We start from the raw sequence: 17,972 nt of genomic DNA, 5'->3' as shown, positions 1-17,972 counted from the left end.
CCCCGGCAGCAGTGGCCGGGAAGACTTACTTGTCGGGCACCCCTCCGACGGCGAACGCAATGCTGACCGCACGGTTCACAGCCGCTGCAAGAACCGACATGTGGGTCTGGCCTGCATAGAGCTCGAATTCGGTACGCAATCCGTCTTCTGTGCTGCTCAATCGCTCCGCCATCTCCTGCGCCAGGAGGATCGTCCGCTCCGCCTTCCTCTTTTCCAGGCGTACGGCTGCATCCTCGTTGCGGTACTGAAAGGGGGCCAACTCGTCGCCTTCATATTCCCCGGCGGACAAATGCAGGAAGGCGGCATTTCCCGGGATGGGTTGACGCTGCGCCTCATTGTTGAGGATTTCACTGTTCTCCCAATAGATGGTCGGGCTGGCCGCAATCCAATTTGCAAACAGACCCGGCCGCTCAAACAGGGCATAGAGGGTAAAGAGGCCGCCGAAGGAATGCCCAAAAAGCGATCGGCGCCGCGGATCCAGGGTCACTATCTCCGCGATCCGCGGTATCAACTCGCTCTCGATGAAATCCGCCAGTTTGCCGGTCCCTCCGATGACCACCGGGGGACCGCCCTCAACAAAGGGCGGATAGGATTTGACCGGTGGAGGACCGAGGTCCCAAGACCGGCGGAGCGCATCATAGGGCTCGTCGGTGGGATAGCCGATCGCCGCGATCACCCCCAGCCGACATTCGTTCCCGTGGGGTAAGGCGCCTGAGTGACCAGGCTGGCAGCCGCGAAGGGGAAAGTGGCGTTGCCGTCGGTCATCACTAGAAGCGGCCATCCCCCCGCTGGCGGCTTCTCCGCCGGAATGGACAGGAATATGCGATAGGGCTCGCCGCCTGCAGCCGGAGCGAGATCGAAAAAGCACGTGCCGGGCAATGAATAGACGCTGACAGGTTCAGTCGTGAGAACGGTTTCTGATGTTTGCATAAGAGGACGTATCTCTCTTAATCGATGATGACGTGCGGCACGAAACGCGACAGGTTGGCGGTTATGCGCGAGCGGTCTTCGCGAACGGCAAGGCCACAGGCGCGATCACCGACGACCCAGCTGCCGAGCACGGCAAAGCCGCCGTCGCTTTCGAAAAGCGGGGCATAGGCCTGGACGACGAAGCCTTCGTCGCCATAATCGCCGGGAGCGGAAACGAATTCCCGGCCATCCCGGAATATCGTGACGTTCTCGCCCTCTCGCGACAGCAGCGGTTTGCGCACATAATCCGTCAGGGTCGCGGCTGCCGGGTCGTCGGCAAAATAGCTCGCCAGCAGGTTGGGGTGATTGCGGTGGCGCTGCCAGAGCAGAGGCAGAAGCCCCTTGTTGGAGAGCACGGCCTTCCAGGCGGGCTCGATGAAAACATCGCCGGAGCGCGCGAGTTCGCGGGCGAACGGCTCGCGCAGCATGAACTCCCATGGGTATAGCTTGAAGCAGCGGTCGATCACCCGATCCTGCAGGTCGGTATAGCGGCCCTCGGCATCGATGCCGATCTCGCGTATGTCGAGAAGCTCGACGCGATGGCCGGCCTGCACTGCGCAGTCCATCAGATAAACCGTCGTGCCTCGATCCTCCTCATTGTCGGTCATCACAGCGAAGTGGAAGATCGGCCCTTTGGGAAATTGCTCGAACGCCTCGACGAGGCTTTCCTGCAGGGAATTATACTGGTCCGCATCATTGGGCAGGGTACCCAAAGCCATCTGGTCGGTCAGCCAGTTGTATTGGAAATAAGCTGTCTCGAACACCGAGGTCGGGGTATCGGCGTTGTATTCGAGCAATTTGACGGAGCCGGCGCCGTCATAGGCAAGATCAAATCGGCCGTAAAGGTGCCGGTCGCGGCGCTGCCAGGAGCGCTGCACCACATCGCGCAGATCCTCCGGAATGGCCAGCCTGTCGAGCGTCTCTTCGCTTCTGACGATATCACCGACCAGATCCATGCACATGTCGTGCAGTTCCTGGCTCGGCTGTTCGATCTGCGTCTCGATTTCGTCGAGCGTGAAAGTATAGGCGGCATCGTCGAGCCAGTAAGGCTCGCCGTACATGACGTGAAAGCCGAAGCCGACGGCGCGCGCCTTGTCACGCCAATCAGGACGGGCCGGAAGGGTGATGCGCTTCATGTCAGCCGCCGAAACTAAACGACGAACGGCCACCAAAGCCTTGACGGGCGACGGTGCGGGTATTGACGTTGACCGGCTTGACGCTCTGGCGCGAGGGCGCAGTCAGACTGTCGTTGCCCGCGCCGCCTGAGCGAACCGTTGTCACCGTCTGCCCGGAGCGATTGCGGTAAATCGGCGTCGAACCGTAGTAATAACCCATCTCCTCCTGGCGCCGGCGATAGTCGGAATAGTCGCCGATGTTGTTCAGTGCCGAAGACAGCATGTAGCCTGCCAGGAACGGCATAAAGAAGCTGCCGCTGCCGCCGGTATTGTTGGGGACTGAATTGGCCGGCTGCTCCGAGCAATGGCCCGCGCCGTATTCGGCCTCGCAGGCGGCCATGCCGTTGAAACGCGGCGCGGTGGCGAGATGAGCCCGCATGGCATCCTGATAGCCGGCCTGGCAGACCTGCCGGTCCATGCCGGATTGCACGCATTGGTCGACGGAGCTGAACATGACCTCCGAAGGCGTCTGGTCGCCGCAACCGGATAGCGCCAGGGTGGAGGCAGCGATAGTGCCTAGGGCCAGGAAGGGTCGTCTGTGCCCGCTCTTACGTCTGCGCATCGTTCCCCTCCCCTCAATAGGTCATGCAGGCGGCGTTGAGAATACCGATGACCAATGCGATGCCGCCGCCCCATATGCCCGCGGCGATATCGTCGGCGGTGATCTTCTCATGCAGGTCCGGCATGGTGAAATTCGCAATATAGAAAGCAAGGATCTGCGCCAGAATGCCGATCACCGCCCATATGATGTAGTCGATGATGCTGACCGAATTGGCGGCGGCCGAAGCCAGCGGCAGGCTGAAACCGACAAGCGCGCCGAGAAATGCCGTCACCGCGGCGAGGTTGCCGGCACGAATGAGCTGAACTTCCTTTTGCGGCGTCAGGAATGTGTAGATCACCGCAAAAACAACGTAGGCGCCAAGACCAACGGCGAAATAACCAAGGAAGGCAGGCAGACCCGCCACGTAATCGAGCATTGAAAAACTCCTCCGTCAAAAATTGATAGTGTGTCAGACGCGGCGGACATCGGCTGGAGCAAGCCCATAACCGATCAGAAATTCCACCGAGCTTCCCGCTTGGCTCTGTCCGAGGTCGAGATCACGCTCGACATTGATCAGAAGCATTTCGCGCGTCGAGCCAAGCGGGCGGTAATACAACATACAGGTCTGGTGAATGGAGCGCTGCGCTTCACCATCCTCGACCTTTTCGACAAATTCCACCAGTTGCGCGCGCTCCGGGCCTTCGCCCCAGAAGCGGCTATAGAGGATACCGTCGGCATCGTAGGATGGCTGGCCGATCAGGCCGCCCGGCCCGGTCCAGCGGTTCCATTCGCTCTGCCCGGCCGGCACGACGCTGTCCCAGGATTGATAAAAGCTGATGTCGTCGACGGCATCGCCCGGCTGGCCCGACGCCGACATCACCTGGATCATCCGGTGGTCCTCATCGTAGTAGCGCGACAGAACCGTTGCGGCATCGAGCGAACTCTCGCCGTAGCCGGCAATGATGAAGGGGCCGCTCCGTGGCAGCGGCATGGCCGGCTCGCCGCCCAAAGCCTCGGCCTCGAGGGAGAGGAAATCGATCTCCAGAGCCCCGCCGATGGCGGCGCCCAAGGGGCCAAGTTCTCTGGGCAAGGGCTTTTCGTTCTTGTCTCTGCCGAACCAGCCGATCATGATACGTCTCCCATTCGAGCCCAAGCGACGGCAGCGGGATCTAGCCGCATTCCGCTGATGTAGTAAAGAGTCTCGCCGCCCCGCATCAGCACCTCGTCCCGGCAATTGAGGTCGGTGATGCCCTGGCTCAGCAAGCCCACCAGCGTGACGTTATGCTCACGCTTGAGGCTTAAAAATACGTCTCCATAGAGCAGTGGCCGTTGCAAAGGCGGAACCGGCAGGGAAAAGGCCGTATCGGTGGAGGCGGCCGATAGCAGCCGTGCGGCGATCTCCGAAGAGCCCGGATCGCGGGCTGCACGCGACAGCAGCTCCTCGGCGAGCGAGCCCACCGCCTCGACGCGCGGCCGGAGTTGTTTGACCATCTGGGCTGTGCGGTCGTCGGCGAAATAAGCGACGATATGGGCATTGGGCGCATGGTCTTCGGCAATCAGCACCGCGGCCAGCGTCTCGTCGTCATTTGCTCCGCGCGCGATGATTGCCCGCGCCTGCGCCACTCCGGCCCGCACCAGAGCGTCCGCATCGGCGAGCCGCTCGGTTCTGATATAGTCGGTGTAATCGCTGGCGGGATTCTCCGCCAGCTCCTTGGCAACCAGAACGCTCATTGGTTCGTTGGCCTGCCGTTCGGCATGCAGCAGCCGCAGCATCTGGTATGTCTGCCCCTCCTGCCAGCCTAAGACGATGATATGACCGCTGCGTTCGCTGTAGTCACCCAATCCGCGCATGCGGTTCCTCCAGATCGTGCCGATCGTTGTCAACAATTTGCCAAGAACGGCGGTGAAGATGGCAATGCCGCCGGGAAGGACGAAGAGGACGGCAATGATCCGGCCAAATCCCGATTTTGGGGAAAGATCTCCATAGCCGACCGTCGTGGCTGTCACCATATAGTAGTAAAGAAAATCGATCGGATTGCCGACGAGATCGCCTTCGCCGCACAGCATAAAGAGCAGGTAGGAGGCGGCCAGATGGATCACGAGAAGAATAAAAAGGGCGGACCAGGCCAATTCGCTGAGCGAGAGATATACACGCCGCAGCAATGAAGCGATAAATGGCACGCGATTCGCCCCCGTTCCCCGTGCGTAACCTAGCGAAATTTATTTACCGCGCCACCCCTTTAAGTGGCATATCGAATACCCAGATATTTTTCGAATTCCAACCGATGGAGGACTTTTTGGAGACCTGGAACCTCACCACTTTAACGCGCCTGTTCGCCGCCGATCCGGCGGCGCTCGGTGATGTGGACGTAGCCGTACCCGAACAGGGCGACGTCATATGCGTCACCCTTAAGGAAAAAGGCGATCTCGACGTCTTCGTCGCGGTCAGCGGAGAACGCGACATTCTTGTCAGCGCCGTTCTTTTGCCGTGCAAGGAGGTGCCCAATCGCGAAGCCTTCGAACGCATGGTGCTCAAGACGCACAAGTTCGTGCCGCTCTCCAGCTTCGGCATCACCACCATCGACGGTGAGGAATGGTATGAATTGTTCGGTTCGCTGTCGGCGCACTCGCCAGCCGACACGGTGGTCGAAGAGGTGGCAATTCTGGCGGCCAATGCCGTCGATGCGGCACACATGATTGATGAGTGGAAACGCGGGGAGATTGCCGCATGAGCACCTGGGGAAAGATTTTCACCGCCATTCGCGGCGGCATCAACGAGGCGGCTGAAGCCGCCGCCGACAACCAATCCATGCGCATTCTCGACCAGGAAATCCGCGACGCCGAACAGTCGCTGCGCCGGGCGCGATCCGATCTGGCCGGCATCATGGCCGCCAACAAGAGCGTCATGCGCCGGCTCGAAGAAAACCGCGCAAAGGAAACCAAGGATACCGACAGCGCTCGCGCCGCGATATCGGCCGGCCGCACGGATCTCGCTCAGGGCCTGGCGCAGCGCATCGCCGCCAGCCGTTCCGAAGTGCAGCGCGACCAGGAAGAGCTCGATCGGCTGCTGCCCCGCCAGCAGCAGATGCTGCGCACGATCCAGGACACCGAAGCACGCATTGCTCAGATGAAGCGCGAGGTGGAGAACGTCAAAGCCAACGAGTCGCTGCTGCGCGCTCAGTCGGCGATCGCCCATAACCAGTCGGGCATCAATACCCGTCTCGGCAGCGCCGTCGAAAGTCTCGAACGCATCAAGAAACGCCAGGAAATCACTGCCGGGCGCATCGAAGCCGGTGCAGAGCTCGCCGCGCTGGAAAACGGCGGCGATCTCGATCGTCAGCTGCGCGAAGCCGGCATTGGCGGTTCCAGCCATTCGGCTGATGACATTCTGGCACAACTAATGCTCCCCAAACATTCGGCCGAGCCGGTCTTGCTGCCCGCCCCCGCCGGCCAGAAAGACTGACAATCCCTGGGAACGGCAGCCTTGCCTGCCGTTCCCAGCACGTCTGCGGATTCGAGCGCCCGCGCGCTTGTTGGTTGAAAGCGGCGCGCGTGCGCCATCTTCTGCGACGAAGCCGGCCGGCATAAGCGAGAGCATGTCGTCGTTTCTAATTGACGCCGAGAAACTGCTTCAGCTCGGCCGTCTGCGGGTTGGCGAAGACCTCCTCCGGCCGGCCCACCTCGTGGACCCGGCCCTGATGCATAAAGACGACGCGGCTACAGACGTCGCGGGCGAACTTCATCTCATGGGTGACCATCAGCAGCGTCATCCCTTCCGCGGCAAGCTCGCGCACGACGGCCAGAACCTCGGCGACCAGTTCCGGGTCGAGCGCCGAGGTGATTTCGTCACAGAGAAGGGCTGCCGGCTGCATGGCGAGCGCCCGGGCGATGGCGACGCGCTGTTGCTGGCCACCGGAGAGTTCGTCCGGATAGGCGTCGAACCTGTGCCCAAGCCCCACCCGCTCCAGCATCTTGCGGGCGATGGCCTCGGCTTCGGCCTTCGGGGTCTTCTTGACCACCGTCTGCGACAGGATGACGTTGCCGCCCGCCGTCAGGTGCGGGAAGAGATTGAACTGCTGAAAGATCATGCCGACCTTGAGGCGCAGGGCCTTCAGATGCACTTCGTCATCGAGGAGTTGCGCGCCGGCCACGGAGATGGAACCGTCGGTGATGGTCTCCAGGCCGTTGATGCAGCGAAGCAGGGTCGATTTGCCCGAACCGCTTTTGCCGATAATGGCGATGACCTCGCCGGCCTGCACATCGAGATTGATGCCTTTCAGCACCTCGGTGGCTCCGAAGCTCTTGCGGACTTCAGTGATTTCGATGAGCGACATTGAGCTTCCTTTCCAGGATCTGGCTGCTTTTCGACAAGGGCCAGCAGAGGGCGAAGTAGATGAGGGCGACGAGCCCGTAGACGGTGAAGGGCTGGAAGGTGGCATTGGTGACCACGGTGCCGGCTTTCGACAATTCGACGAAGCCGATGATCGAGGTCAGCGCCGTTCCCTTGACGATTTGGACGGAGAAGCCGACCGTCGGCGGTATGGCGACCCTGAGCGCCTGCGGCAGGATGACATGGCGCATCTGCTGCAGCCGGCCCATGCCGAGGCTGGCGGAGGCTTCCCACTGACCTTTGGCGACCGATTCGACGCAGCCTCGCCAGATCTCGGCGAGAAAGGCGGCGCTCCACAGGGTCAGCGCCAATCCCGCAGCAAGCCAGGCCGGCACGTCGATGCCGAAGAGTCCGAGACCGAAAAAGGCGATGAAGAGCTGCATCAGCAGCGGCGTACCCTGGAACAGCTCGATATAATATTTCGCAAGCACCCTGAATGGCTTGCGCTTGCTGATGCGCAGGAACAGCAGCCCCAGCCCGACCGCGCCGCCGCCGACGAAGGAGACGAGCGAAAGCAGGATCGTCCAGCGGGTGGCGAGCAGCAGGTTTCGCAGGATGTCCCAAAGGGTGAACTCGATCATCGTGCTTTTCTCCTCGGGAAAATCAAGCCGCCGATCACGCCCAACACCTGCCGAAGCAGGATCGCCATCACCAGATAGATGGCTGTCGAGACGATGTAGGCCTCGAAGGCGCGGAAGGTTCGCGATTGTATGAAATTCGCGGCAAAGGTCAGATCTTCGGCGGCGATCTGCGACACGATCGACGAGCCGAGCATGACGATGACGACTTGCGACGACAGCGCCGGCCAGATACGCTGCAGTGACGGGACGAGCACGACATGGCGGAAGGTTTCGAAGCGCGTCATGGCAAGGCTCTCGCCTGCCTCGAATTGACCCTTCGGGGTTGCCTGGATGCCGGCGCGAATGATCTCGCAGCTATAGGCGCCAAGGTTGATGACCATTGCGAGGTTGGCGGCGGTCAATTCGGGAAGCTGGAGGCCGAGCGACGGCAGGCCGAAGAAGATGAAAAACAGCTGGATCAGGAACGGCGTGTTGCGGATCAGTTCGACATAGGCGGCAACGACAGGTTTCAGCCAGGCCGGCCCGAGTGCGCGCACCCAGGCACAGCCGATGCCGAGCGAAATGCCGAGCAGTCCGCCGATCGCGATCAGTTCCAAGGTGACCAGTATGCCCTTGATGATCTCAGGGTAATATTGAAGCAGCCAACCGAATTCGAAATGATAGCTCAAAGAATTGTCCCCTCTTGCGGTGACGAGCGGATGTCATCCCGCCTGCGGGCGCGGGATGACATCCGTAAGTCCGGGTCGTTCAGAGATCTGACGGGAGATCGGTGCCTAGCCACTTCTGCGATATGGCGTTCAGCGCGCCATTGGTTTTGGCGGCACCGATGATGCCGTTGACCTTCTCCAGAAGAGCTGCCTGCTCTTTGTTGAGGCCGATGTAGCAGGGCGAGTTCTTGATCAGGAATTTGAGCTCAGGGCGCTTGGGGGGATTTTTGGCGAGGATCGCCGCCGCCACGACGTTGCCGGTGGCGATGGTGTCGACCTGGCCGGATAGGAAGGCTGAGATCGTGCCGTTATTGTCCTCGTAACGCTTGATCGTCGCATCGGCCGGCGCGATCTTCGTCAGTTCCAAATCCTCGACCGAGCCGCGCGTGACACCAATGCTCTTGCCGGCGAGGTCTTCCGCCTTGGCAACCGAAACATCGGCCGGCGCGAACACGCCGTTGAAGAAGGGAGCGTAGGCTGTGGAGAAATCGATCACCTTTTCGCGCTCCGCATTCTTGCCGAGGCTTGATATGACCAAGTCGACCTTGTTGGTCTGCAGATAGGGCACGCGGTTGGCGCTGGTGACCGGCACCAGCTCGATCTTGACGCCCAGTTTTTCGGCAATGAGATTGGCGACGTCGATATCGTAGCCCATCGGCGCCATATCGGTGCCGACGCTGCCGAATGGCGGGAAATCCTGCGGAACCGCGACACGCAGCGTACCGCGCGCCGTGATGTCGGCGAGAGCATCGGCACGAGAAGCGGAGCCGATGCCGAGGCCTGCCGCCAGGGTCGCGATTGCGAAGAAAACTCGTATTGTCAGCATGCGTTCATTACTCCTTTGAAGTGCTGTTTTTCAGGGGCTGAGAGGCGGGGACGCGGTCCTGGGCGGGAGCGACAGGGAATTGCGCAGATCCGAAAGCGGGTCCGGGCGGGCGGTGAGGTCGAGGCCCATTTCCACGTCGTCGAGATGCTCGACGGAGAGTTCTGCAGCTCTGACGAAATCGCCCGCCTGCATGGCCTCGAAGATGCGGCAGTGCCCCTCGTGGGATTGTGCGGCGTGAAATTCAGATTGATAGAGCATCGAAATGAGGATCGTCCGCGCGGTCAGGTCGCGCAGGATATCGACGAGGATGGCGTTGCCGCTCAATTCGGCGATGCGGATATGGAAATCGCCCATCAGATAGGTCAGGCGCTGGCGGTCGCCCGCCGCCATGGCATTTCGCTCCTCGGTGAGATGCGCGTCGAGCGCCTTGCTGCCCTCCTCCGTCAGCGTCCGCATGCTGCGCAGCAGCCCGGCCTCGACGATCCGCCGCGCCTCATAGACCGCGATCGCATCTTCCGCGGACGGCTCGACGACAAACCAACCACGCCGAGGGCTGACATGCACGATGCCGCGTGTCTCCAGGCGCATCATCGCCTCCCGGACGCGGGTTCTGGACACGCCGAAGAGCGCTGCCAGCTGGTTTTCGCCAAGTCGCGTACCGGGCCGGATCTTGGCAGAAAGGATGCCGGAGACGATCGTCGCCTCGATGGATTTCTGCGTGGTCTCGGATGTGTGGCTATCTTGCATACAAGACAGAAAGCAAAGCGCATGCCAAAATCCTGTGTTCAGGATTTTCAAGATGTCGCGAATGCTGTGCGGGAAATTTGCCTGCCCGGAATGCAGATTGAACGCAATTTGTGCGGGCGCCGGCGCCCGAAGAAGCTGGTCAGTGCGACCGCGATCTTTCTCATCTGCGGTCGAACTGCCGCGCCGATCGTCTTCGTGCTTTTAGTTGAAACTCGAGGTCTTGAGGAATTCCGCGAGCCGTTCGGTCTTCGGCCGCACAAACATTTCCTTCGGGTCGCCCTCCTCGCAGATGACGCCCTGGTTCATGAAAATGACGCGCGATGAAACCTCGTAGGCGAAACGCATCTCATGGGTGACGAGCAGCATGGTCATGCCGTCGGCGGCGAGCCCCTTGATGACCTGCAGCACTTCGCCCACCAGTTCCGGGTCGAGCGCCGATGTCACCTCATCGAACAGCATCAGCCGCGGCGACATGGCGATGGCGCGGGCGATGGCGACACGCTGCTGCTGGCCGCCGGAAAGCTGACCGGGATAATGGTTGGTGCGAGCGGAGAGGCCGACACGATCGAGCCATTTTTCCGCGACGGCGCGGGCCTCCGGCTTCGTCATTTTCTTCACCTTGACGAGACCGAGCATGACGTTTTCGGCGGCACTCATATGCGGGAAGAGATTGAACTGCTGAAAGGCCATGCCGGTCAGCGCGCGCTGGCGGGCAATCTCTTTCTCGCCCTTGCGGCGGCGGGTTGCGCCGTCGACGCGGTAGCCGATCTCCTCGCCATCGAGACTGATCGTGCCGCCCTGGAATTCTTCCAGCATGTTGACGCAGCGCAGCAAGGTGGTCTTTCCGGAGCCGGACGAGCCGATGATGGAAATAACCTCGCCTTCCTCCACGGCGCAATCGACGCCTTTGAGGACTTCGTGGACGCCGTAAGTCTTGCGCAGACCCTTGATGTCGAGAATGGTCTTGGCCATCGGGGGAACTCCTCAGGACGGCAGGGCGGTCTTGCGCTCGACATATTTGCCGAAGTGCTCGATGCCGTAGTTGACGATGAAATAGAGACCGCCGGCCAGGAAATAAAACTGGAGGCTCATGAAATTGCGGGAGATGATCTCCTGCGTGCGCAGCAGCAGCTCGGCAACGCCGATGACGGAGAGCAGCGTCGAGGCCTTGACCATCTCGGCGGCCGTATTCACCCAGGCCGGCAGGCACTGTCGCATGGCCTGCGGCCACAGCACAGAGGTGAAGGTCTGGGTAAAAGTCAGGCCGATCGCCTTGGCCGCTTCGGTCTGCCCCTTCGGGATCGCCTGCAATGCTCCGCGGACGATCTCGCCGACATGCGAGGAGCAGAAGATCGCAAGGGCGAGCACCCCGGCGGAGAACGGCCCGAGATCGAGCCCAACGGCGGCGGAGACATAATAGCTTGCCAGTACCAGCACGAGTACCGGCGTGCCGCGGATAATATCGGTATAGGCGCGCACGATCAGCCGCAAAATAACGCCGCCATAAACGAGCGCCAGGCCGACGAAGACGCCGAGGACAGACCCTGCGAGAATGGCCAGCAGAGAGATCGACACGGTCACGCCGATGCCGTTGATAATGACGTAGCGGGCGATCCAGAGTTGTTCGAGAAAGGTGTGGGGCATCGGGTCTATCTCGGCAGGGCCAGACGGCGCTCGACGAAGCGCATCACGGCGGCGATCAGGAAACAGGTCGCGACATAGAGGGCGGAGGTGACCATCCAGGTTTCGATGACGCGAAAGCTTTCGACATTAATCTTGCGGGCAGCAAAGGTCAGTTCCGGCACGGCGATGGCGGCTGCAAGCGAAGTGTCCTTGAACAGCGAGATAATCGTCGAGGACAGCGACGGCAGCACGTTGCGCAGCATCAGCGGAGCGATAATGGAGCTGCGGATCTGCATCCCCGTCAGGCCGATGGCGAGGCCGGCTTCCGTCAGCCCTTTCGGGATCGACAGCAGGCCGGCGCGGAACACCTCGGCTAGATAGGCGCCGGAATAGAGGGAGAGAACCAGCACAAAGCTTTTTATCTTGTCGAGGCGCAAGCCCATCTGCGGCAGCGCAAAAAAGGCGAATAGCACCAGAACGAGAATCGGCAGGTTGCGAATGACAGTGACATAGACCCGCGCCGGCACCACCGCCAGGCGGTTTTTGGACGTCAGCGCGAAGGCCACGACCAGGCCTAACACGGCCCCGATCAGGATCGAGATCACCGCCAAACCGAGGCTTAGCGCAAGCCCGCTCAACAGAAAATCGAAATTGCGCCAGACGGCACCGAAGTTCAACGTATAACCCATGCGGGCCGCCCTTTCAGACTAACGCATCGTGCACGATGCGCAGATTCAAAGTGTTGCAGCGTCCTTTGTGCGCCTCGAAAGACGCGCGGGGCTGCAGCGGAGCGGGAGACAGGTCCCGCTCCGCATGGCCGTTACTTGAACTCAACGGGGAAACCGATCTGCGGCGGCGTCAGATCCTTGCCGAACCAGGTCTTGAAGGACTTGGCGTAAAAGTCGAACTCCACGCCGGTCATGGCTTCGTGCAGGGCGGTGTTGACAAAGTTCAACCAGTCCTGATCGCCGCGCTTGACGGCGCAGGCGTAGGTCTGCGGGTTCCAGCCGTAGCCGGCATCTTTATAGCGGCCCGGATTCTGCGTCATGTACCAGGCGAGCGACGACTGGTCGGTGGCAACGGCATCGGCGCGTCCCGACTCCAGGGCCTGATAGATCAGGTCGACGGAATCATACTGATCGACGGTGGCCTCCGGCAATGCCGCGTGCACCATCGTCTCGGCATAGACGTTCTGCAGAACCGAGATGGTGACGGAGGAACCGGCGGCCTTGAGAGCGGCGTAGTCGCCATATTTTCCGTCCGCCTTGAGCATCAGACCGACACCCTCGCGATAATAAGGAATGGTGAAGGCGACCTGCTGGGCGCGTTCGCCGGTAACGGTCATGAACTGGCAGGTGATATCGACCTTATCGGTGGTGATGTTCGGGATGCGAGCGTCGGAGGACTGGTTTACATATTCGATCTTCTCAGGATCGCCGAACAGCGCCTTGGCGATGATATGGCCCATGTCGACGTCGAAACCCTGAAGCTTGTCGTCGGCGCTCTTGAAGTGCCAGGGCGCGTTGGTGCTGCCCGTCCCGAGCACGAGATGGCCGCGGGCCAGCACTTCATCGAGCTTGCTGCCGTCGGCCAGTGCAGGCGTGGAGAGCAGCACAGCGGCGGCCAGCGACATCACGCCGGTGCGAAAGGAAATAGTCATGGCGTTCCCCTTATGGATGGTTCTCGTATATTCCAGTATAATGGACGCTTGTCTGTTTTACTGGAATAGCCTATCAAGTGCCATCAAGGACGAATTGTCAATGGGTCATGCTGAAAAAACGCGCAGCGGCGCACGTGGTGATTTTTTCGGCAGTGCAGCATTTTCCTGCCGCTTGCGAGGCTGATCGCCTGGCTGCGTTCCGACGTATCGGGGAATGCATATGGAGGCCGCAACGCAGCGGCCGGCAATGACTTCATTGCCGAAGCGAGGCAGAAGTCCAACCTTATGACAAGGGCAAGAGCGCGTGCTTCAGGTTATCCAGTGGGGTGCCACGCTCTACTCGAACCCGAGGCGCCGCGCGGCACCGAGACCCTGCGGAGCTGCCCTCAGACCTACGGTGCCGCGCCTTTAGGCGTGCAAGCAACGCTGTCGCTTTGATTTGAACTAAATCAGAATTCTTCCCAATCGGACTTCAGCGCGGCAGCCGCCGTTCCATGAACCGAGGCCGTGCGGACAACTTTTAAAGCCGACGGCATCGAAGGATGACGCCCCGCCTGCGACGACGAAGACCGTGTTTTCGGCCCGTCTTCGAAACGGAACTGCGCAAGGAGCTTGAAGAGTGCGGCAGCCTCCCGTGCAAGGCCATGGCTTGCAGCAGTCTGCTCCTCGACCATTGCGGCATTCTGCTGCGTTCCCTGGTCGACAGTGTTGATGGCCTGGCTGATGCCACCGAGCGCCGTCGATTGCTCGCGCGCCGCCTCGACGATCGCCGTGACGTTGGTATTGATTTCGTGAACCTGAGTGGCGATTTCCCGCAGCGCCGATCCGGCGTTCGTCACCAGGGCGACGCCGTTTGCGACGTGGGAACCGGACGCCGTAATCAGGCTCTTGATCTCTTTCGCGGCCTTCGCCGAGCGCTGCGCCAGTTCGCGCACTTCCTGGGCGACGACCGCAAACCCCTTGCCGGCCTCCCCTGCCCGCGCCGCCTCTACGCCGGCATTGAGCGCCAAAAGGTTCGTCTGGAAGGCAATCTCATCGATAACGCCGATGATGTTGGAAATTTCGTGCGACGAGGTTTCGATCTGATCCATCGCTCCGATGGCATCCCGCACCACCTGGCCGGAATGCTCCGCATGATCCCTGGTACGCGCCACCAGATGACCGGCCTCCTCGGCGCGACGGCTCGAATCCTTGACCGTGGTGGTGATTTCCTCAAGAGCGGCCGCTGTTTCTTCGACGGATGCGGCTTGCTGCTCGGTGCGCTTGGCCAGGTCGTCGGCCGCGGTGCGAATTTCGTTGGAACCGGCCGAAATCGCCTTGGCATTTTCGGCCACCGTTACCATGGCGTCCTTCAGCTTCTCCGAGGCGCTGTTGAAATCGGTGCGCAGCCGCTCCAGCGAAGGAATGAAAGGCTTCGCGATCGTCTGCGACAGGTCGCCGTCGGCAAAGTTTGTCAGGCAGTAAGCAAGTTGTTCGACATTCTCGACGCGAGCCGTAACGTCGGTTGCGAACTTGACGACTTTGAACACTTTGCCGTTCAGGTCGAAGATCGGATTGTAGGACGCCTGGATGTAGACTTTGCGTCCACCCTTCCCCACCCGCATGAATTCGTCGGCAATCAACTGGCCGCTCGCAAGCTTTCGCCAGAAGTCCTTGTAAGCTTCCGACTTCGAATAGTCAGCTTCGCAGAACATCGAATGATGTTTGCCCTGGATTTCGGCAAGCGAATAGCCGAGGGCGGCAAGGAAATTGTCGTTGGCACCAAGCACTTCGCCGCCCGGCGTGAATTCGATGATCGCCTGAGCCCGCGACAAGGCGTCGATCTTACCCGCATCCTCGGCGGATTTCAGCTTCTGCGCGGTGATATCGGTTGCGATCTTGATGACCTTGACCGGTCTCCCGCGCCGGAACACGGGATTGTAGGATGCTTCGATCCAGACCTCGCGGCCACCTTTTCCGAGCCGCTTATATTGCTGCTGCTCGAATTTCCCGGCTGACAGCTTCGTCCAGAAGGCCTTGTATTCCGCCGAGGATGCATAGGCGGGTTCGACGAACATGCGGTGATGTTGTCCAGCGATCTCCCGCAATTCGTAGCCGAGCGCCCTGCAGAAATTTTCGTTCGCGGTGAGGATCATGCCCGACATGTCGAACTCGATCATGGCTTGCGAGTTGGATAGAGCAGCGAGAGCAGCGATAGCATTTGCACCACGATCAAGAATGCTCACTCACAAATCCCCCACAGATTTCATCGCAGTCAATTCGGACACGTCACGAATATTTGCCTATGCCTATTAATGGGGATTTAATGATTAATATAAGGTTTAGCGGTCTGCTTTCGTTCTGAAATGGATGTTGCGCTCATCATGAGCGAGGCCAAAATCACTCAGCCGGTTTTCAATTGCGCCATCGCAAGCAGCGTGTCTGCGCTGATCGTTGCTGAGCCGTTCAGGATCGAAAGTGCTGTCGACGTGGTACCCGTGCCGTTGGCGACATCATACATGGCGGTGAAGCGTTTGATCAAATCGTCGACTTTGTCAGGATCTGCCAGATCCTTGATGTCGATGAAGTTGTCGACCATCTCGGCTTGCTTGTCGACGTCCATATTCGAGACATAACTGGACAGGTTGAAGGTCGTGGTAAAAAACTCGAAGAGCGCGCTGTCGCCCAGAATGCCATAGGCGCTCGATATCTCCGGCGCCTTGCGCTGGAAATAGAGCGCCAGGCGCACGCCGGTGTTGCTGTCACCCTGGTCGTCTTCGAGCGTCAGCCTGACATAGGAGTCGATCGTTTCCAGCACGTCGCCGCGCTGTTGCACCGTCCCTGTGGGATCGGCGGAAATATTGCCGTCCTGATCGAAATTGAACGAGCCGACGAGCTCGGCAAAGCGACTGTCGTCCAGCTTGTTGACGTAACTATCTTCGTCGTCGAGATCGGAAGAAAACATCTTCTCCAATTGGTCCGACGTGACATCGTCCGGGTCGAGCCCCTTTGCCTCGAGCGCAAAACTAACCAGGCGATCATCGGCCAGAAATTCGCTCGCCGTCGTGATCGTCGCCATCTGCTCACGGAAATAGCTGATCTCGTCATCCGCCGCGTCGGTCGCCTCGGTCAGTTCGTCCCCGTCGAGGTAGCGGATCTTGTTCTGTTTATAATAGGCGGCATAGTCGTCGACGACGGATTCCGACATGGCCTGCAAGGGAACGGTGACGTCGCCATCGCTGTCGAAGTTGAATGCTTTGCGAAAGGCGACGAACCGGTCGTCGTCTAGGCTGTTGACATAGCTTTTGGAATCCGTGGGATCGCTTTCGAGAATTTTCCGCACCTGGCTTCTCGAAACGCTGTCCGGATCGATGTCGAAGGCGCGCAACGCCATTTCCCACATTTCCGGGAGATCGTCATTGTCGTCATCGTCATCATCGGCATTTGACACGAGGAAATCATCGATCGAGGTGACGCTGGCGATGCGCGTCGTGTAGTTGTCGACGGCATCTTCCGTGTCGGTATTGGCGATCAGCACCTGATAATTTTCATCGAAGGCTGCCGTGGTCGTGGCGGTCTGTTCCGACGTCTGGGCGGTGTCGCCATCGGCAAGCGCGCCGTCCTCATCGAAATTGAAGGCGTCGTGCAGATCCGACAGGCCGATCGCGTCGGCAATATCGGCGCTTTTAAGCGCCGCGGAAATGAAAGTGTCGGATTCGTCGTCGGTCAGCCCGTAGGCGATCCTGAGATAGCCGACCAGCTTGTCGTCGCTCATCAACTGATCGACGGAGGTGATGTTTCCAATTTCCGCCGCGAAATAAGTGTCATAAGCCTCTCCGGTGTCCGAAGAGGCAATGGTCGAGGAAGCCACCGCATAACCGCTCGTCACCAGCGAGATCTGATCTTCCGACATCACGTCGCCGTCGGTCGAGCCGTCCTCGTTGAAGTTGAAGGCCTTCGCCAGGCTGACATAGACGTCGTCGCCGAGCTGATTGACGAAGCTGTCGGAATCGTCGAGGTCGCTCGTCAAAACCTGCTTCAGGAAACTGCTGGAGGTGTAATCGGTGCTGAGACCGAAAGCGGTCAGCGCATAATTCTTCAGTCTCGAACTCGAGAGGAAATCATCGACCGACGTGATCGACGAGATATTCTCTTCGAAATAATCCGTCTCGTCGGCAATGTCTTCCGCCTCGGTGTCGAAGGACTCCTCATAAGCATCGAGCAGAGTGTCCCGTTGCACATCAGATTGCGCCGTCTTCGTCTCTCCGCCGAATTTGAAGGCGGCGGCGAACTCGGCATAGCGGCCGTCGCTCAAACTGTTGGCGAAGCTCGATGAATCGCTGAGATCGCTTTCCAGCACCTTCTTCATGAAGGCCTTGGCATAGGTCATGTCGTCGAGCCCGTAGGCCTTCATGGCATAGGAGTAGAGCTTGTAATCGCCCATGAACTCGTCGACCGTCGTGACCTTGCCGATGTTTTCCTTGTAATAGGCGCTGTCGCGGGCAACCGTGCCCTGGGACGCCACGCTCGAGAGGCTGGCGTTGAGATTACGCGCGACTGCGAGATAGCTTACGTAGGTGGAAACCAATGCTTGTCCCTTTTCATGGGCGCGGCAGCGCGCGCGAAAGCCTGCCGGCAGCCGCGGTGAAATTTCGATCCTGCTGGGATGTCGTCGCCGGTCATGGCGATGCGCAGCCACATCCATGTGGCCGAATCAATTTAAGAGAACTATATAGTTCTATAATTAATTCAATAGGGAATTGAAAGACAAAAG

18 protein-coding genes and 1 pseudogene are annotated in these 17,972 nt (G+C 60.0%); 2 read left to right on the top strand and 17 right to left on the bottom strand.

Annotation, left to right across the window (positions count from 1 at the left end; translation table 11 throughout):
• Positions 1–25: 25 nt before the first annotated feature.
• The 6 genes and pseudogenes from MF410_RS29865 to MF410_RS29840 all read right to left on the bottom strand — a co-directional run bounded on the left by MF410_RS29865 (position 26) and on the right by MF410_RS29840 (position 4,866).
• Positions 26–930 (bottom strand): annotated as a pseudogene (locus MF410_RS29865) (alpha/beta hydrolase-fold protein).
• 17 nt (positions 931–947) lie between these two features.
• On the bottom strand, positions 948–2,105 hold the full coding sequence (locus MF410_RS29860; protein ID WP_097629427.1) for a glutathionylspermidine synthase family protein: 1,158 nt from the start codon (positions 2,103–2,105) through the stop codon (positions 948–950).
• A gap of 1 nt (position 2,106) precedes the next feature.
• On the bottom strand, positions 2,107–2,706 hold the full coding sequence (locus MF410_RS29855; RefSeq protein WP_097629426.1) for a DUF1190 domain-containing protein: 600 nt from the start codon (positions 2,704–2,706) through the stop codon (positions 2,107–2,109).
• A gap of 13 nt (positions 2,707–2,719) precedes the next feature.
• The gene (locus MF410_RS29850; protein WP_003591545.1) at positions 2,720–3,121 is read right to left on the bottom strand and encodes a DUF350 domain-containing protein; all 402 of its coding nucleotides are present in this window, start codon (positions 3,119–3,121) and stop codon (positions 2,720–2,722) included.
• Between the two features lie 33 nt (positions 3,122–3,154).
• Positions 3,155–3,814 carry a YjfK family protein gene (locus tag MF410_RS29845; protein WP_097629425.1) on the bottom strand — a complete coding sequence of 220 codons (660 nt, stop codon included), beginning with the start codon at positions 3,812–3,814 and terminating at the stop codon, positions 3,155–3,157.
• Complete coding sequence (locus tag MF410_RS29840) at positions 3,811–4,866, bottom strand: ion channel (RefSeq protein WP_097629424.1); 1,056 nt, start codon at positions 4,864–4,866, stop codon at positions 3,811–3,813. The genes MF410_RS29845 and MF410_RS29840 overlap by 4 nt, the downstream gene beginning before the upstream one ends.
• Positions 4,867–4,970: 104 nt before the next feature.
• Here MF410_RS29840 and MF410_RS29835 point away from each other — a divergent pair, with 104 nt between their 5' ends.
• Complete coding sequence (locus tag MF410_RS29835; protein WP_239621025.1) at positions 4,971–5,417, top strand: YjfI family protein; 447 nt, start codon at positions 4,971–4,973, stop codon at positions 5,415–5,417.
• Entirely contained in the window at positions 5,414–6,148 is a 735-nt protein-coding gene (locus tag MF410_RS29830; protein ID WP_097629422.1) for a PspA/IM30 family protein, read from the top strand. Before MF410_RS29835 ends, MF410_RS29830 begins: the two co-directional genes overlap by 4 nt.
• Positions 6,149–6,293: 145 nt before the next feature.
• On the opposite strand, the gene MF410_RS29825 is transcribed toward MF410_RS29830, so the two are convergent.
• The 11 genes from MF410_RS29825 to MF410_RS29775 form a co-directional block, all read right to left on the bottom strand.
• A complete protein-coding gene (locus tag MF410_RS29825; RefSeq protein ID WP_097629421.1) occupies positions 6,294–7,019 on the bottom strand; it encodes an amino acid ABC transporter ATP-binding protein in 726 nt (241 codons plus the stop codon).
• Complete coding sequence (locus MF410_RS29820) at positions 6,997–7,656, bottom strand: amino acid ABC transporter permease (RefSeq protein WP_097629420.1); 660 nt, start codon at positions 7,654–7,656, stop codon at positions 6,997–6,999. The genes MF410_RS29825 and MF410_RS29820 overlap by 23 nt, the downstream gene beginning before the upstream one ends.
• Complete coding sequence (locus MF410_RS29815; protein ID WP_097629419.1) at positions 7,653–8,324, bottom strand: amino acid ABC transporter permease; 672 nt, start codon at positions 8,322–8,324, stop codon at positions 7,653–7,655. The genes MF410_RS29820 and MF410_RS29815 overlap by 4 nt, the downstream gene beginning before the upstream one ends.
• A 79-nt stretch (positions 8,325–8,403) precedes the next feature.
• Positions 8,404–9,189 carry a transporter substrate-binding domain-containing protein gene (locus MF410_RS29810; protein ID WP_097629418.1) on the bottom strand — a complete coding sequence of 262 codons (786 nt, stop codon included), beginning with the start codon at positions 9,187–9,189 and terminating at the stop codon, positions 8,404–8,406.
• 30 nt (positions 9,190–9,219) lie between these two features.
• Positions 9,220–9,936 carry a GntR family transcriptional regulator gene (locus MF410_RS29805; RefSeq protein ID WP_097629417.1) on the bottom strand — a complete coding sequence of 239 codons (717 nt, stop codon included), beginning with the start codon at positions 9,934–9,936 and terminating at the stop codon, positions 9,220–9,222.
• A gap of 201 nt (positions 9,937–10,137) precedes the next feature.
• Positions 10,138–10,908, bottom strand: a complete 771-nt coding sequence (locus tag MF410_RS29800) for an amino acid ABC transporter ATP-binding protein (protein WP_097629416.1) — start codon at positions 10,906–10,908, stop codon at positions 10,138–10,140.
• A 12-nt stretch (positions 10,909–10,920) separates the two neighbouring features.
• Entirely contained in the window at positions 10,921–11,580 is a 660-nt protein-coding gene (locus tag MF410_RS29795) for an amino acid ABC transporter permease (RefSeq protein ID WP_097629415.1), read from the bottom strand.
• 5 nt (positions 11,581–11,585) lie between these two features.
• Complete coding sequence (locus MF410_RS29790; RefSeq protein ID WP_097629414.1) at positions 11,586–12,248, bottom strand: amino acid ABC transporter permease; 663 nt, start codon at positions 12,246–12,248, stop codon at positions 11,586–11,588.
• A gap of 131 nt (positions 12,249–12,379) precedes the next feature.
• A complete protein-coding gene (locus MF410_RS29785; protein WP_097629413.1) occupies positions 12,380–13,219 on the bottom strand; it encodes a transporter substrate-binding domain-containing protein in 840 nt (279 codons plus the stop codon).
• Between the two features lie 449 nt (positions 13,220–13,668).
• Positions 13,669–15,444 carry a PAS domain-containing methyl-accepting chemotaxis protein gene (locus tag MF410_RS29780; protein WP_097629412.1) on the bottom strand — a complete coding sequence of 592 codons (1,776 nt, stop codon included), beginning with the start codon at positions 15,442–15,444 and terminating at the stop codon, positions 13,669–13,671.
• A gap of 158 nt (positions 15,445–15,602) precedes the next feature.
• Entirely contained in the window at positions 15,603–17,786 is a 2,184-nt protein-coding gene (locus MF410_RS29775; protein WP_097629411.1) for a DUF1217 domain-containing protein, read from the bottom strand.
• Positions 17,787–17,972: the final 186 nt, after the last annotated feature.

Origin of the sequence: Rhizobium sp. C104, assembly GCF_022354505.1 — a bacterium.
Classification (GTDB): domain Bacteria; phylum Pseudomonadota; class Alphaproteobacteria; order Rhizobiales; family Rhizobiaceae; genus Rhizobium; species Rhizobium redzepovicii.
Note: the sequence above shows the minus strand (reverse complement) of the source record. Positions and strands in the feature narration are given on the sequence as shown.

Coding starts and splice junctions, on each gene's coding strand:
- MF410_RS29860 (WP_097629427.1), bottom strand. CDS start 2,105: ATGAAGCGCATCACCCTTCCGGCCCGTCCTGATTGGCGTGACAAGGCG.
- MF410_RS29855 (WP_097629426.1), bottom strand. CDS start 2,706: ATGCGCAGACGTAAGAGCGGGCACAGACGACCCTTCCTGGCCCTAGGC.
- MF410_RS29850 (WP_003591545.1), bottom strand. CDS start 3,121: ATGCTCGATTACGTGGCGGGTCTGCCTGCCTTCCTTGGTTATTTCGCC.
- MF410_RS29845 (WP_097629425.1), bottom strand. CDS start 3,814: ATGATCGGCTGGTTCGGCAGAGACAAGAACGAAAAGCCCTTGCCCAGA.
- MF410_RS29835 (WP_239621025.1), top strand. CDS start 4,971: ATGGAGGACTTTTTGGAGACCTGGAACCTCACCACTTTAACGCGCCTG.
- MF410_RS29830 (WP_097629422.1), top strand. CDS start 5,414: ATGAGCACCTGGGGAAAGATTTTCACCGCCATTCGCGGCGGCATCAAC.
- MF410_RS29825 (WP_097629421.1), bottom strand. CDS start 7,019: ATGTCGCTCATCGAAATCACTGAAGTCCGCAAGAGCTTCGGAGCCACC.
- MF410_RS29820 (WP_097629420.1), bottom strand. CDS start 7,656: ATGATCGAGTTCACCCTTTGGGACATCCTGCGAAACCTGCTGCTCGCC.
- MF410_RS29810 (WP_097629418.1), bottom strand. CDS start 9,189: ATGCTGACAATACGAGTTTTCTTCGCAATCGCGACCCTGGCGGCAGGC.
- MF410_RS29805 (WP_097629417.1), bottom strand. CDS start 9,936: ATGCAAGATAGCCACACATCCGAGACCACGCAGAAATCCATCGAGGCG.
- MF410_RS29800 (WP_097629416.1), bottom strand. CDS start 10,908: ATGGCCAAGACCATTCTCGACATCAAGGGTCTGCGCAAGACTTACGGC.
- MF410_RS29795 (WP_097629415.1), bottom strand. CDS start 11,580: ATGCCCCACACCTTTCTCGAACAACTCTGGATCGCCCGCTACGTCATT.
- MF410_RS29790 (WP_097629414.1), bottom strand. CDS start 12,248: ATGGGTTATACGTTGAACTTCGGTGCCGTCTGGCGCAATTTCGATTTT.
- MF410_RS29785 (WP_097629413.1), bottom strand. CDS start 13,219: ATGACTATTTCCTTTCGCACCGGCGTGATGTCGCTGGCCGCCGCTGTG.